Below are 15,687 nucleotides of genomic sequence, written 5' to 3'. Positions count from 1 at the left end.
GGCGTTGCCGTCGAGGCCGTGCCTGCATACAACGTGGAGCCGGAGCGCCTGGGGATGCACCCGCAGACGCACGGCTGGCTGGGCTATGTGCTCACCGTCGACGGCGTGCGCTACTACGCGGCGGGCGACACCGACCAGAACCCGGATAACGAGCAGGTGACGTGCGACGTGGCGCTCGTGCCCATCGGCGGGACGTACACGTGCGACCCGCATCAGGCCGCAGCGTTCGTGAACGCGCTGCACCCGAAGACCGTGGTGCCCATCCATTACGGCAGCATCGTGGGCGCGCGGGAAGACTTCGACGAGTTCGCTGCCGAGGTCGCGCCGGGGATCGAAGTCGTGCGGAAGGTTGAGCGGTAGAGCGCTGCACCCCGCAGACGTCGCATACCGGGCTACGCCACCGCAACAACCGGTTCGAGCAGATCCTCTACCCGGCAGTGAAGCACGCGAGCAATCTGCGCCACGGCGGAAGCTTGCGCCCGGTTGATATCCTTGTTGCGCTGCTCATACATCTGTATCGACCGCAGTGAAACACCAGATAGCTCGGCGAGTTCACGCTGTGTGTATCCACAGGCACTCCGCATGCGCGCGAGGTTCGTCTGCCCCTGATAGCTTGTCATCCGCTCCGCAAACAACTGAGCCACACGCTCTTCGGATGCTTCGTGCCACGGGTCGTACAAGTCGACAAGCACATCGAACGGCAACACATCGAAAACCGTGCGGAACGTAAGCGCAAACCGCCATTGGACGTACGCGGCGATCCAGCCCGCCCAATACTCAGGCGTCCTGTCTGGTCGAAAGCCCTGCTCGATCATCGCCTGTTCATCGTCGTAACCAAGCTCGCCGCACATGCCCCAGAAGAGCTCGATGCCCGACCGCCCAGAAACCACCCACGGTGCCCCCGTTTCGAACTGCCGGGCAAGCCGACTCGACGCAAAAAGGTTCGCAACCTCAAATCCTTCGGCACCGTAGTCCCAAGCCGCATAGTCGAAGAAGCATGCAAGGCAGGACATGGCGTCTTCTAGGTAGAGGACGTCGTACGCGCGGGCAACGACGCCACGGCCTTTAGAAGAGACGTGGGTCATGGGGATCGACCTCCTCGAGCAGGATAACGCGAACATACAGCCCGGTGCGATCGAGCTGCGCGCAAAGAGATTGGTACTGGCTCCGCGCACGGCGATCGCGTTCGGCCCTACGCGCGTGATAGATCTCGCAAGACGCAAGTTCATAGCCGGTACATTGGATGCGCTCGAACGCCTTCGCACTGGTAAGCGCAACCTGCTCGCCCAGATTTCCCAAACGCATAGCCTCGGAAAGCTGCGCTACGGAAATCGTGTTGTTCAAAAACGCCCGCGCGAACGAAAAGTACGAATCGTCTGCACGGTATCCGCGAATGATGTCGAAGCCCGATGTGTCGATGAGAAAGCGATCGAGCAGGTAGTCGCGAGCGGTGCGAGCGATGGCATTCGAGAGATCGACACGGCGATTTGCGAGCAACAAAGCGAGCCAAGTGAGCACCGAATATTCCGAGCTAGAAAGGTCGAGGATGGCGAGCTTGTCCGTAGCAAGCTCATAGCGATTCGCAAACCCATCCGCTTCGCCAGGGCACGCCCATTCCTTTGCGAGGTCTTCATGCTCGGTACAGTAGAAGCCCGCGCCGTAGTCGTTGTATGGACGGCACAGCTCCAAGCGCGGTTGCTTAACGATTTCGGACGACCCATGCCAGAGGATCACGACGCCACCGCCTCCGTTTCTGTATCTGAAGTATCACTGTAGTGATAGTATCACAAAAGCAGGATGTGCTATACGGCTGTTTGTCTCCCAACTTGCAGACCGCTCACCCATGTGCTCAAAGACCGCAGTCGTCCCAGTGCGATACGATGTCCTAAAGACGCAGGCTCGCCATCGTTCACCATTCGAAAGGACGCATTATGGGAATCTTTGGCTCGCATGAGGAAAAGCTCGAAAACAAGGCGCAGCAGTACCGGAACGACGGCATGTTCCAATACCGGGACACCGTGCGCGCAAGCCTCGCGCCCAAGGACGGTAAGGTGCACGTCGTGATGCTGAACAGCTTCTCGAAGTTCCTCAACCAGACGTTCGAGTGCGAGAACAAGTACACCGGGCAGATCGACGCGATTGTCAGCGCCATGCAGGACGACGGCTACGAGATCCTGGACGTAAAGTTCAATTCGATCCAAGGCCAGGGACTCACCGGCAGCATGGAAGGGTTCCATACGCTGGTGACGTATAGGTAGGGGCAGTGCGGTGCCATCTTGGTGAGTTCGAGCGTCTCGCGATACTGCGCTTTGCCGCATCGAGAGCCTCCTTGATCAAGCGGGGCAAAACCTCGCACGAAAAGAATGCACGGCATAGTGATCTGATTCCAAATAATCAACCTCGCGAACAATCCCACACGACGCGTCCATTTCCAGCGGTAGAATATGCTTCCGTTACCTTATTGAATCTCGGAGCATCACAATGCCCAAAACGCTCAATTCGCTCATGAAGCATTTACGAAATTGCGGCATAGCAATCAAAGGCTCAGCCCAGAAGCGCAAGCTTAAGAATATTGGCTACTATCATGGATACAAGGGCTACCGCTTTGCGGGAAAAGCAAGCAACCGACTTCCACTCACGGACTTCTCACAGGTTGCCGCTCTCTACGATTTTGACATGCAAGTCAAAACGCTGCTTTACCCCCATGTCGTGCAAATTGAAACATGCCTCAAAAACTATACGCTTGAAGCCGTTCTCAAAGACACGGGCTCGGCAACGTTTGAAAACATTTGGAAGCAAAGCCTCACTGATTACCGAAACTACAGAGGGGATAGATATCGCAAAGCGTGGGATAGACGCCAACGACTGCGCGGCGAAATTGACAACCTCATCTTTCGCAACCATAAAAATCGTGACGTCATTGGCCATTTCCGTGATGCTGACAAGGATATCCCCATCTGGGCAATTTTCGAAGTTATGACACTTGGCAATTTTGGCGCATTCTACGAATGTCTCAACAAGCGTGTTCAAACGTCCATCGTTCGCGATCTTGATATGCCCACCAACTTGGAATCGGAGCGCCGCCTAAAAGACATTATTTTTGCCCTAAAAGATCTCCGGAATGCTGTTGCGCATAATGGTGTTGTGCTCGATGTTCGTTTCCGATCCGGCGCTGTCCACTCTGGAGTTGCTCAACTCATAAAGCAGGAAACAGGAGTTGTCGGCGTCGATTTCTCCGACATAACTGATTACATCGTTCTCATCGCCTACCTCATGCGCAAGATGCGTTTGACTAAAACCGAATGCAAGCAGTTCATTTCAGGCTATGAAAACATCTTGAAGGTCTTCTACGCTGAACTGCCCTTCAACATCTACTCCAAAATCATCAAAACAACCGCGCGCAATAAGCTTACCGCTTTACGGAAATATGCGAGCAATGGGTAAACTGCCTATCGCTGAAATGGCGAAAGAACTCCGGGTATGCTAGACTACAACCAATCGCGGTGGAAGGCTTCGGTCTACACCTGGAAAGGCCCGATGAGTCGGGCCTTTCTTATGCGTGAAATCTTGCATAAATTAGCTTACCTTGGTGCGAGGCGCCCGCACATACCTTAGCCCAATAACTCCGCAATCGCATCGAGCTGCGCGGCGATGCCAGCAAAGTCCTGGTTCAAATCGAGCGTTCGCACATGGTAGCTATGACCCAGCTCCAACCAGCTCTCGCTCTCGAGTTCCGCGCCCTCCGTCTTCGAATAGAGCAGCATGCCCGAGGCTTCGCCGTCAAACGCGTTCGCCGCATGCATGACATACGAGAAGATTTGGTTCAAGTTCGCCGGTGAGAGAATCTCCTTGTCGTAGTGGGTGCCCAGAATCGTTCCGTAGCATTTCGCGTCGATGATGAGACACTTGTCTCCGTTGGCCAGCGTCACGTCCGTGAGCATACGCGGCAAGAAGGCTGGCGCCGAATCGCCTATCCCATGACCGATCTCACGCGCGGCGGGATGCAGCCAGTTCCAGTGCTTGCAGTAGTACTCAAGGATGAATTTCTCGTACAGCCGATGCAGCGAGTCGCCGTTCAAGACGTCGGCAAGCCGCACCTTTTTTCTCAGGCGATACGCCTCAGCAAAGCGCCTCCGCTGGCGAGCATATTGAATTCCTCCCTAGCATCCTCGTGGTACAGTTATTCCAATTCATAACCGCGCCGCGCAGAAAGCAAAGCCATGGCAAATCAGCCCAAACTCGGAAAGATCGAAAAGGTAAACGTCCGGGACGTCTGGCCACATGAAGCACTTAACTTTACCAAGTGGCTTGCACAAGAAGAAAACCTCACCATGCTTGGCGATGCCTGTTCCATTGAACTCGAGCTCAAGGATACAGAAAGTGCAGTCGGCTCGTTTGCGGTAGACATCTTTGCTCAAGAGGCTGACACAGAGCGTAAGGTGATTATCGAAAACCAGCTCGAAGATACCAACCATGATCACTTGGGAAAAATCATTACATATGCCGCAGGCAAAGGAGCAGGTGTGGTGATCTGGGTCGTTGCGCGTGCGCGCGACGAACATCGCAACGCAATCGAATGGCTCAACGAACACACAGACAGCGACTGCGCGTTCTTCTTGGTTGAAATCGAGGTGTGGCGCATTGGCGACTCTCCCATGGCTCCTCGATTCAACGTAGTAGAATCACCCAACGAGTGGGCACGTGCGGAAAAAGCCAAGTCGGATCTCTCGGAAACTGAGCGCATCAAACTCGAATACTGGCAGACGTACGTCGACTGCGCTGCTCAAAACGAGACCTTTTCACAATCGTTTAAACCGCACAAGCCGCAAGCGCATCATTGGACAGAATTAGGAGCAGGCTCGATAAGATACCATCTGGTACTTTTGATTAATACGCAGAAGAAACAGATTGGTGTAGAGGCGTGTGTGCACGATACCGATTTTGGCGACTTTGTCCTCTCTCGCCGTCAAGAGCTTGAACAAGCACTCGGTATTGCCGGAACACCATATAACAGGAAAAGCAAAGGCGTTCGTTTCTATAAGAGCGGCCATGACATCAAAGCCAATCGTGAGAAGTGGCCGGAATTCATAGATTGGCAGCTTAACATGATTACGGCTCTTCAAAATGAAATGGTTCGCCTGGAGAATGAGTTCGAGACGATCGAAAGTAAAGCAAGCGCCCTGACGACTGATAACTAAACGCAAAATCATATTTTGAGAACAGCTGGCTGAGCTATAAGCCGCCTATTATATGTAGCGCATGATTCCTAAGCTGAAGTCATGCAACAGTGCTGTTGCATTCACGACCTGTCCGCATGCCGAACCTGCATCCGAGTTAACCATGAAAAAGCCCTATCCAGACGCGATGTAAAAAATGCGTATTAGCGAACGCGGCAGATACTTGAACCTCGACACAAAGAAGTTCACGACGCACTCGAAGCAGAACAGGGAGAGTTCTAGCCGACTGGCGCACGAGCAATGATGCCCAGCATGTAAACTACAGACATCACCGGTTTTTGCTTTTCCGTATAGAGACCCGTCTGACAATTTGAAAGCTTGTTCTTACGACTTCTAGGCTCATGCTACGATTGCCGCAGCGCGGATTTGCATGTCGATACCGCTCGCATATCCAAGCTACTTCACGACTGATATCAGTAAAGATTGGCTTGCTGATGATGCACCCCTCGTACAGCTCTTGGAAAGCAGCATGCAAAACCATGAAGGACCAGAAACGTCGCTTGAGGTGCTATCTACAATGGTATCCATTCTCAGTTCTCAACACTTTTGATTGGCAACTTCTATCTTCGGGGAACTTTTTCTCGGCTTACATTAAAGACGGTGCCTTCATTGCTTGTGCTTCGATGAATTATGTAACTAGTGGTTTCATTCAGAAGCAAGGCGCGTCATTTCGCGATTCAACACTCATTTCTCCAATTATGTTTTTATACCTTGTTGCTTTTGGGATTGAGTACCAGAGATGTTTCGCTGACCCGCGCGAAGACATGATATGTGAATACGCCGGCGATCTAGCAAACAACTGCGCGCAGTATAAGGATAGCTATCGACGGTATTGTGACCAGAAACGGATTGCAAAAAGCCAGTACTCCTACTACCTCAAAACAGACCTCTCCAATTTCTACAACTCAATTGATGTCGACAAGCTCATGTCAAAGATGCAAAGTTACTCCGATAAGAATTTCTCAGCTACCGACTGCCTTTTCCTTCGCGCGCTACTGCTCTATTGCGGAGCGGGTAAGTTTCCAACCATTCAAAACCATCCGACGCTGAGCTTCCTGGCTACCAAGGTATATCTTTCCGACATCGATGCGGAGCTTTTCCGCTGCATTGATAGCAATTGCGGTGCCGAGTCATTCAAAATGATTCGCTATGTGGATGACATGTTCATATTTATCAACGTGTCGAACGAATCATCCCCATTCAAAATAAAGGAACTGATTCTCAATAAATACGCAGATATCTTGAGGAAAAACGGACTTGCTCTAAATCTGAACAAGGTAGAATTCGGCCAAACAAGTGAGCTCTCATTAGCCGAAGCAACAGAATCATGCGTTGATTTCTCAGGTCATTACACGGGGGAAGTAATTGAAGACCCCCCAGGTCGCATATCTCAATTGTTTGAAGAGATTGCTCGCATGTCATTCGAAAGGAATTATTGCCAGCAAGACTTCAAAGCAGCTGTCGAGTTGACATTTTCTCAAGAAGATAGGCATATAGATTCAATGACTGCTTTCCGGAGCGTTATTTATAGCAATGCCAATTTAAGTTGCCTAAGCGTCAAGAACTCAATCAAAAAAGCTCTATTGAGCGGCAAGGTCATTCTGACTTATGGAACAAACGAACTTGTTAAGTGCATTCTTGATACTCATGATGATTATCTAATCAAACGTTTGTTGAATACGCTTTTCCTGTCCTATAGAGATGGGACTTGGTCCAGTATCGACACGCTCATCGCGCTAAACTATCTCATCAACAGAGGAATGCATCACCGTGACCTTCTGTCGCTGCTGCGCAAGTCAGAACTCGGACTGTCCATCTTTATCGATAAATATTGTATTAACGACCAATTCATCCGCGACCCGATTACAGAAGTTGAATCGAAAATACTATTCGTTATCGCCGATGATGATCGGAGCAAAATCCAATTCGTCAACCAGCTGTTCCATGGAAGAACGCAAAACTTTTTTGAACAAATATCGTACTATCGAGCCTATTTCGATAGATTCTCGACTCTCTTCAAACGCAAAATACTGAAAAAGAAGCAGAGGGGCTTCTTATATAGTGAAAAAGAGCTAGCTAAGCTATATTGTGAGATACCGAAATCTGAACAGATTATACATGCCGCCGAAAGGCTTCGCCGAGATAATCCGTTAATCCATGCGGGCTCAAATTTGATTCGCAATACATATCAAATAGAAATACTTAAAACAAAGCAATCTCTCGAAGGGCTCATTGCAAGCATATTGGAGGACGTTGAATTGCCGCTGCCACGTAGTCACAACAACACTGACCCGCTAGATCGGGATCCGTCCTGATTCCCAAATAAGGCTTACAGGGCAAACAGCGTGTCCTGTAAGCCGCTTTACATTAGTCGCAAGAGCATCTCACACGTTTGCTAACGAGTGGCAGAGGTTGTAGCTTCCATATGCGACAAAGCGCTACTCTTCCCCGAAGTAGTCGCCATCAATTCGCTTGATGCGGTATACCTTTTCAGTCGAAACGCCAAGATCGTACTGAATCATCAGCTCGGTAAGGCGCTTGCCGTCAATAAGCACAAGCGTTGCATGAGGGTAATGCCGCGCCCAATCAATCGCGCTCTGCGCAAAGCTTGATGTGGTGATGAACACGCCGCGCGAGATGCTCCCAAGCGCGCCTGCAAAACCTTGAAGTTCGGGGCGCCCAACGTGCTTTTCAGCCGAATAGCGCTTGGCCTGGACATAGATTGGGTCAAAGCCCAGAGCATCCGTTGCAATCATACCGTCGATACCGCCATCATTGCTGATACGCGTCTGCTCGCCCTGCCCGTAACCCATCTTCACCAGAAGATCCACGACAAGCTTCTCGAAGAAGCCCGGGTCTTTATCCATAATCGAGGAAAGCAACGAGTCCTGCAGGTCAGTTTTCAACTGTGCGAAAGCAGCGTCGATTTGCTCCTGCGGAGACGTCTCGTTGATGGAATCAGGAAGAACCCCTTCATCCAACGGATCCTTATCCCCCTTTTGTTTGGCATCACCCTTTTTCTTCGACTTCCAAGGATTCTTTTCTGCAATAGCCTTGTTGATTTCATCGGAAAGCAGCTGCGCGTTGTCGTATTTCTCAACAGCAGCATTTCCGTAATCGCTAATCCTGTATACGCCATGTGTCACTTTGGAAAGCATGCCCGCACGCGCGAGATAAGAGACCGACCAGCTAACACGGCTGCGATAAACCGGGACACCGCTTGAGGTAACTAGTGCCTGCTCTCGATCCGAAAGACCGAGCATATCGCAGGCGTCGTTAATGATGCCGATGCGCTTGCGCTCTTTGCCGTCTTTCATGAGCTCCAAAACCATAAGAAACATCTCGGTTTGAGTTGGGATTGGCATGGCGGGAACCTTTCGCTTTGGTTTACGCAGCGGGAGAAATGGCATTCTCTTTAATTGACTTAATCACAGTCACCAAGTTCATCTGCTGTTGAGTATTGAACATCTGCATGAAAGATTTCGGGCGATCGAACGGTGGATGATTAAGTGCCGCAGGCTCCATATATCCGTTCTCAACCACATAATCTATTACGCGTTTAATAAACGAGATCTGCTGTTCATTGAGGCTCTGATCGCTAAGAAAATCGGCAAAGGCCTCCATCGCCGCGTCCCGGTCGAGATGAACTACCCGACGAACTAAAAGGCCAAACGGAGTATCTTGATATGCTTTTGCGTAATCTTCCGCATTGCCAAGTTCGTGAGTAAAGATACGCTCGAGTTGGCTAAATTCATATTCAGTCATCGGCTTATTGGTCCGCAACTTGTGAATAACCACGTTATTAGAATAATCCCTAAGATAGCGCTCGACCTTAAGCCTATAGTTCTCGAAGTTTTCACCAATATCTGCGGACACTCCATAGGTCATTTCCGTAATCGGGTCATCCAGGTGGGTGATAACATCCCGTCGTTGCGGCCCAGTGATAATAAACTGAATAAGCGAGCGAAGTCGCCTGCGAATATCTTCAAGAAGCAGCAGGGTAGCCCCATCCAGCATGTCCCCTTCTGCGATTTGCCTAATCAGGGGCATTTGCTCGTTGATCTGGGGAACGGTCGACAACGACTGCAACAGCCTTGCCATGCTCACAATCTTTTTCTTATACGAATCTGTATTTTGGGCTTTGCAGGTCGCAATCATGTAACCATACATGACGTTATCAAAGCGCAACGCAGAAAAGTCCGCCTCATCATTGACAACAAGCATCGAAATCGGATTCTTAAGCTCGGCAAACGAAACGTCAGAAAGCAGCGTAAAGGATTCGATACGGCGGTATTTCTCCACCTCTCGGCGATGTCTACGAACGGTGAAGAGCTCGTCATTCAAAGCGATTACCTGGCCGTGCATAGTTTCGACGAGCTCTTTTCTCCATGCCTGATAGTCATCGGCCGTAAAAGCGCTGTTTTGCAGAAGCATAGCGAGCTCTGCCTGCCTGCAAAAAACCTGCTCAGCAACGGAAACGGTTAACTTCCCTTCAACAACGTGCGGGTTTTCACGGAAGAACTCGAAATTGCGGCACCAATCGAAAATGAAGAAGCGCTCCTTGTCCTCGTGGGTGCCATCCAACGGGTCAGTAACGTTCAGCCCCTCGCATAAACGGGTTCCGCGACCAATCATCTGCCAGAATTTAATCTTGGAGCGAACCTTTTTGAAGAATACGAGATTTACGATTTCGGGCACATCAATGCCTGTGTCCATCATGTCAACCGACACGGCGATAACCGGCCGAACCTTCAGCTCAAAATCTTCAATAATGGTATGCGCATAGTCGTCAGAGTGAACAACAGCCTGAATGTAGTCTCCTGGAAGCCCTGGATAAAGCTTACCGAAACGCTCGACAATATAGCGCGCGTGCTTTTGGTTTTGGGCAAAGACTACCGACTTGCCCAACTCCTGACCGCCCTGGACATGGATGCCCTTCTCCATGAGCGTGACTAAAACATTGTCGACCGTTTCCTCGTTAAACACCCATCTATTAAGGTCCGTGCTCTCGATTTTGTCAGGGACTTCTTGGCCGGTATCTTCGAAGTCTTCCTCAAGCTGTTCTTGCTTCTCAGGAGATAGTTCGTCGTAGGTAATACCTTCGTCGATAAAGCTCGTATGAGTTTCTATGCCGTAATACGGAACAAGGACATGGTCGACTTCCGTTGCTGTTTTGTATTCGTAAACATAGGTCGGCACGCCACGCTCAACATCAAAGAAGTCGTACGTATTTCGATCAACCTCGTTGGCAGGTGTTGCCGTGAGTCCAACGACAAGAGAGTCGAAGAATTCGAAAATCGCCCGATATTTCTTGAAGATAGAGCGATGCGCCTCGTCAACAATAATGAGGTCGAAATGCGCTGGCGTAAACATACGGTCGCCGTCTTCATTTCGCTCCCCATCAATTGCATTCATGATGGTCGGATACGTGGAGAAAACGATGCGAGCATTGCGCTCATCCTTATTTGAGCAGAGATTGCACAGAGACTCATTGGGCAGATAATCTTGGTAAGCGTGCTTTGCTTGCCTGACAAGCGCCACGCGATCCGCTAAGAAGAGGACGTTCTTAACATGCCCTGAACGCATGAGCACGTCAACCAGGGCGGCCGAAACACGAGTCTTGCCGGTTCCCGTAGCCATAACCAGCAAGCTCTTGCGATGCCCCTCTTCGATGTTAGCACATACGCGTTGGATAGCCTCAATCTGGTAATAGCGCTTTCCGCCGCCAGCTATCGCTTCATTTACTGTCAGGGTCGTAGGCTTTACCGTAGCCGCCCTACGGTTAAAAAGCTTCTGCAGATCATCTTGCGAGAAGAATCCGCTTACCGGACGTGGAGCACCGTTTTCGTCATCGACAAACAGTGTAGCGAATCCATTCGTGAGGAATATAGGCGGCTTATAGCCAAACTCCCTCTCAAGGCAACCTGCGTAAAGCCGCGCCTGCTTGAGACCCTTTTGTTCAGAATAAGAGGTGCGCTTCGCCTCGACAATGGCGAGTGGACGCCCGTCTTTACCCATAAGAAGATAGTCAACGTAGCCCACACCCGTGTTGTTACCCGGTTCAACCGGCATGCCGTGAACTTCTCGCTCTTGAAGAACGGTCTCGTCGAGTTTCCAGCCAGCGAGCGCAAGATCCCAGTCGATATAGTGCTTGCGCGTCTCAAATTCGGAGATGTCTTCTGGGTTGAAATCGCGCTTCGGCCTATCCTCTTCTTTGATTTGAGCCGCCTGAGCGCTCAGCTTCTTCAGCTCAGCCTCGAGCCGCTTAATTTCCTCGTCCTTTTCATTAAGAAGTGACTCGCGATCCTTAACGACCTTAATCTGAGCTGCTGTGAGTTGGATTCCTTTCTTTGGAATCTTTTTCTCATCAAATGTTCGTACAGAATAATCTGGGCCGTAGCAATAGTCGATCCAGTCAACGAACTCGAAAAGGCTGCGCAGTACCAAAATCGCGTCCGCGGGTGTAACGACACGCTCGGTGTGTACCGCAAGATTTCCAAGCTTGTTTATCCCAAGGAGCTTCCGCCATACGCGCTCATCAACGGCATCCATGAACGACCGTTCGTGGAGCAAAGATGACAAATTGTCGCGGTAGGGCATGCTAATGTCTGTATCAATTGCATAGACCCACTTAACCGCGAGCTCAAGCGCCTTACGGCAACCGACAGCACACATGGCGGGCGACGTAGAGAAAACCCTCTCCGCTTCGATACAGGCATCCGCAAAGAGGCTATAGTAGCCATCTTCTCGTTTGAGGAAATCGAAGTTCATACCAACTCGTCCCGCCCGATAATCGCAATTCCACTGGATGCAATAACGTCATTATACTTAACCACCTGTTGTTGAACGACAAACCGCGATTTGTCGACTCGGTGCTGGAATGCCAAGTATTCCCTCTGAATTTCAATCGGCGGCAAAGGAATCTCAACTTGTTTATAGAATCCGACATTGAAATGCTTCTGTGCGGATCCAACGGACATTCGCTCAATCAAATCCTTCATACGGGTGCTGTTGTTAAACGCCGCAAGAAACTCGGGTAGTACTCCGTCATCTTTAATTCTGGCTATGATTAAGTCAATGGCATTGCATCCCTCATATTCAGAAGAAACGATACACGAAGTTCCGGGATACCCTGATCTAACAATCAATATGTCCCCACTCTTTAGAATGGATTTCGAAGCTGCTTGATTGCCCTCTTGGGTGAAATAGACCCAATCGTTATCGCGAATGTGCATCTCCCCAACGTTAAGCGAACGAAAAGCTTTTACAGCGTTTTTCGAATCATCCGCATAATACTGTTTCGGCTTAACTACGACGCCAACAAACACGTCCGCAATATCCTCGACTCGGCATGTTTCGAATTTTGGCGAGGCAGCAGGATCCCCGAACATCTCGACAAAGCGGGATTTGACCAGATCGTCGAGTAGAGAGAGCTGATGGCGGCACGCATTCATCTGTACTCTGACGGCATCGAAGATACCAACGATATGTTTCTGTTGGTTGATGTCTGGAAGCGGTACGCTCATTGCAGTTAGGCTATCTGACGTCAGGGTGCGGCGTCGAGCAGTGGTTCCCCTCATCTTGTCAGCGTAATATGCCATGCAGCCAGGTCCGTGCAGCGCAAGATCAAGGTAGTCCGGGAAGATAATACTCGCGTCAATATTCCAAATGTTGTAGGCGGGACTCATGATTCCAGGCTCATCAAACCCCTGAACATTAATCACGCCCTCATCTATTGGAAAGCCAACAACGAGCTGGCCAGGATAGACGACTTTGTATGAGCTAACATCTTTCGAAGCGATCGCCTTCTTGAAACGCTCCGATTGCGCAATGATTCCATCGTGCATGGTCATCGATAGAACTGGGAACGACCTATCCCCACAGCGCTCAGCCTTCGCCTTGGAAATCAGCTCCCCCAGCCTCACGCGGCGGGCACCCTCCCCCGCAAAGGGGGGTTTGTTTTATGCGATGTACCTTCGATGCGACATCCGAACGTTACGCTGATCGACCATTGCATACCTGAGCGTCGTATCGATCTTTTGATGCCCTAGCAGCACTTGAACCTGTTCGATGGGCATGCCTTTATCAATAGCGCGCGTTGCAAGCGTCCTCCTAAACTTATGGGGATGGACACGACAAATGCCCAGACGCCGTCCTAATTCGCGAAGCCGTATCTCCACCCCGCTAATTTGCAGCCTTCTATTAGGATTGCAGAGCGAGACGAACAGAGCCGGATTATCATCGTTGCGCTCCGCAAGATACTCGACTAAATGAAGCTTCGTTCGTGCATCAAAGTAGACGCGACGCTCCTTTCCGCCTTTTCCCAAAACGATGCACTCTCTTGCCTCGAAGTCGATGTCCTCACGGTCGAGGTTCACTAACTCTCCCACGCGAATACCCGTTGATGACAGTAAGTCGACAATTGCGAGGTCGCGCTTTGTCGTGCAGCCATCACGCATCAGCTCAATTACTTCATCGGAATAAGTCTCTTTTACTGTCTTTACCGTTCGAATCTTCTTAATTCGGCGAGCGGGGCTCTTATAGATATAATCCTCCGCTTCAAGCCATGAGAAAAAACTCGATATGATGCGCCTAACGTTGTCGATTGTCACGTTACCAGCGCCGCTCTTTTCTCCATAACCGCCCAGATATGAGCGGATCTGCTCGGTTGTAGCCAGCACGAGAGAACTGTCGAGCGTGCCCACAAACCTCACAAGCGTACTCCGGTAGTACTTAAGAGAACGACCAGAACAACCCTCGAGGCGTTTAGCATCGAGAAACGCCTCGAGGAGTTCAGTGTTGCCGAGGCGTTTATGACGCTCGACGGTCTGCTCAACGAAGCACTCAATGAGCGCATCGTGCAGACGGCGCATCTGCGTACCGTCCAACGTCGTCACCATCATCCGCTCGACCTGACGAACCGCATCGCTAACTGACAACATACCTGCCTCCATTCATCCGGGAGGCAAGCGTAGCGCGAATGAAGCCAACGAGCATCCGGGCTTTGCAACAAGCAGCTACGCCACTAAACGCACCTGATGAACTTGCTCGTTTCCATGTCGCCGGCATCAATACGAAACGGCTTATTCACAGCAAGCTTCTAGCCGAAATACTCTTGCGCAAGACTGTCGTAAAGCGTCTGGAGCTTCTCGATTTGCTTCTGCACCACAACCCGCGATTTGTCGACCTCGGCGGCGAAGTCAAGGAAAGATTTTTGATCGACATATGGGGGTACTAAAACCTTTAGCCCCTTGACGTCCGCCTGGTTAATGCTCGCCTGACCGATAGCCTTTTTTGCATGAGATTCGAAATAGCGCTTTGCATAATCTGAAGTCATCTGATGACGCAGGAATCTAGGAAACATTGTCGACTCTTCCACATGCATGCGCATCATATTGGACTCGAACACCACAACTTCTGGAAGGTGATCTATGAGCATTGTTTTGCCCATACAGCCGATACTGTTCACTCGGTTAACCACAATGTCGCCATCACGCAAGCCATACTTTTCTGTTTCTTTCTGTGTGCAGTTCAACCGTTTCAATGCAGAATAGTTAGGGCCTTCCTCGTTAAACGAATCAATACGAATGATAGGCACCCCAGAACCATCGGTAACATAATCCTTCTGTGGTTTGTATAGGCCGTTCGATGGCTGAACAGAGAGGATTTCTCCGATTGAAACAACTTGATAATTCCGACTATTGTCGCTTGGATCCCCGAACATCTCGACAAAGCGGGATTTGACCAGGGCGCTGAAAGACTTGAGAATCGAATTAGCTGCAACCTTCTGCGCTTCGATAGCCCTTAGTTCTTCGACAATCCTCCTCTGAGTCTCGAGGGGAGCAACGGGGATTGTGATTGACTTGAGAGTTTTAGACGAAATCCCAGTAATCGTTGCTCCCTGTGCCTGAGCAGCTAAAACAGGCGCCTTGTATTGGAGCACCATTGATATGTATTCCTTGCACCATTCAGCCTCGTCAATGCTAACAACGGAGACTATATCTTGACTTGTGCACATTGGAACGGAATTAATAGCAACCTTTCCAACGCCAACACGAATACCAACCATGATTGAATTGGGCGGTATTATTTTGGTTGCGCTCTTTTCTACCGCCTCCCTAGTAATCAGTTTCACCGCATCCGCTTTATCTAGCTTTCCTCCGTTTAGTGCAGTAGTTCCTATCCATGGTATTGATCCAGCAAAAAATTCAGGATGTTTGCTTGAAGGTGTACCGCCGCATATCGTTTTCCCTAAATCTCCAAGCCTTACCTTCTCCCCCGCAAAGGGGTGTTCCTATAGTTTTGTCAACTGATTTTGTTGGCAAGGGACTGCGGTGGGAATCCTGGACCAAATCCATCCTATGCGACTAGTCCCAAATCCCTTCGGTACTGCATGGGGCTCTTGTAATCCAGGTCGCTCTTGATCCTGATGTCACGATACCATCTCAGA

The 15,687-nt window shown here is 50.3% G+C and carries 13 protein-coding genes; 5 read left to right on the top strand and 8 right to left on the bottom strand.

Going from position 1 to position 15,687, the window contains the following annotated elements; translation table 11 throughout:
• Nucleotides 1-360 (top strand): MBL fold metallo-hydrolase (locus tag CZ345_RS00065; protein WP_204224167.1); only part of this gene is annotated, 360 nt, incomplete at its 5' end.
• A 32-nt stretch (nt 361-392) separates the two neighbouring features.
• Here CZ345_RS00065 and CZ345_RS00060 read toward each other — a convergent pair.
• Together CZ345_RS00060 and CZ345_RS00055 are read right to left on the bottom strand one after the other, a co-directional pair.
• Nucleotides 393-1,085 (bottom strand): helix-turn-helix transcriptional regulator, encoded by a 693-nt coding sequence (locus tag CZ345_RS00060; RefSeq protein WP_077071172.1) that lies wholly within the window; start codon nt 1,083-1,085, stop codon nt 393-395.
• The gene (locus tag CZ345_RS00055; RefSeq protein WP_077071171.1) at nt 1,066-1,734 is read right to left on the bottom strand and encodes a DUF3990 domain-containing protein; all 669 of its coding nucleotides are present in this window, start codon (nt 1,732-1,734) and stop codon (nt 1,066-1,068) included. The genes CZ345_RS00060 and CZ345_RS00055 overlap by 20 nt, the downstream gene beginning before the upstream one ends.
• A 197-nt stretch (nt 1,735-1,931) precedes the next feature.
• Here CZ345_RS00055 and CZ345_RS00050 point away from each other — a divergent pair, with 197 nt between their 5' ends.
• Nucleotides 1,932-2,258 (top strand): hypothetical protein, encoded by a 327-nt coding sequence (locus CZ345_RS00050; RefSeq protein ID WP_077071170.1) that lies wholly within the window; start codon nt 1,932-1,934, stop codon nt 2,256-2,258.
• 223 nt (nt 2,259-2,481) lie between these two features.
• Nucleotides 2,482-3,444, top strand: a complete 963-nt coding sequence (locus tag CZ345_RS00045) for an Abi family protein (RefSeq protein WP_019129041.1) — start codon at nt 2,482-2,484, stop codon at nt 3,442-3,444.
• Nucleotides 3,445-3,611: 167 nt separating this feature from the next.
• Here the strand turns inward: CZ345_RS00045 and CZ345_RS00040 are convergent, their stop codons facing one another.
• Complete coding sequence (locus tag CZ345_RS00040) at nt 3,612-4,097, bottom strand: McrC family protein (protein WP_204224165.1); 486 nt, start codon at nt 4,095-4,097, stop codon at nt 3,612-3,614.
• 123 nt (nt 4,098-4,220) lie between these two features.
• Between CZ345_RS00040 and CZ345_RS00035 the strand changes: the two genes are divergently transcribed.
• Nucleotides 4,221-5,198, top strand: coding sequence for a DUF4268 domain-containing protein (locus CZ345_RS00035; RefSeq protein WP_077071169.1), 978 nt, complete (start codon nt 4,221-4,223; stop codon nt 5,196-5,198).
• 380 nt (nt 5,199-5,578) lie between these two features.
• On the top strand, nt 5,579-7,552 hold the full coding sequence (locus CZ345_RS00030; RefSeq protein WP_083717018.1) for an AbiA family abortive infection protein: 1,974 nt from the start codon (nt 5,579-5,581) through the stop codon (nt 7,550-7,552).
• A 123-nt stretch (nt 7,553-7,675) separates the two neighbouring features.
• On the opposite strand, the gene CZ345_RS00025 is transcribed toward CZ345_RS00030, so the two are convergent.
• The 5 genes from CZ345_RS00025 to CZ345_RS00005 form a co-directional block, all read right to left on the bottom strand.
• On the bottom strand, nt 7,676-8,602 hold the full coding sequence (locus CZ345_RS00025; RefSeq protein ID WP_077071167.1) for a restriction endonuclease: 927 nt from the start codon (nt 8,600-8,602) through the stop codon (nt 7,676-7,678).
• Nucleotides 8,603-8,624: 22 nt separating this feature from the next.
• A complete protein-coding gene (locus CZ345_RS00020) occupies nt 8,625-12,008 on the bottom strand; it encodes a DEAD/DEAH box helicase family protein (protein WP_077071166.1) in 3,384 nt (1,127 codons plus the stop codon).
• A complete protein-coding gene (locus CZ345_RS00015; RefSeq protein ID WP_144277178.1) occupies nt 12,005-13,090 on the bottom strand; it encodes a restriction endonuclease subunit S in 1,086 nt (361 codons plus the stop codon). Before CZ345_RS00015 ends, CZ345_RS00020 begins: the two co-directional genes overlap by 4 nt.
• 108 nt (nt 13,091-13,198) lie before the next feature.
• Entirely contained in the window at nt 13,199-14,179 is a 981-nt protein-coding gene (xerA, locus tag CZ345_RS00010) for a site-specific tyrosine recombinase/integron integrase (RefSeq protein ID WP_077071164.1), read from the bottom strand.
• Between the two features lie 158 nt (nt 14,180-14,337).
• Nucleotides 14,338-15,480 (bottom strand): restriction endonuclease subunit S, encoded by a 1,143-nt coding sequence (locus CZ345_RS00005; protein ID WP_239446561.1) that lies wholly within the window; start codon nt 15,478-15,480, stop codon nt 14,338-14,340.
• Nucleotides 15,481-15,687: the final 207 nt, after the last annotated feature.

This window comes from Mailhella massiliensis, assembly GCF_900155525.1.
GTDB lineage: Bacteria > Desulfobacterota > Desulfovibrionia > Desulfovibrionales > Desulfovibrionaceae > Mailhella > Mailhella massiliensis.
This window is presented reverse-complemented; position numbering and strand designations above follow the sequence as displayed.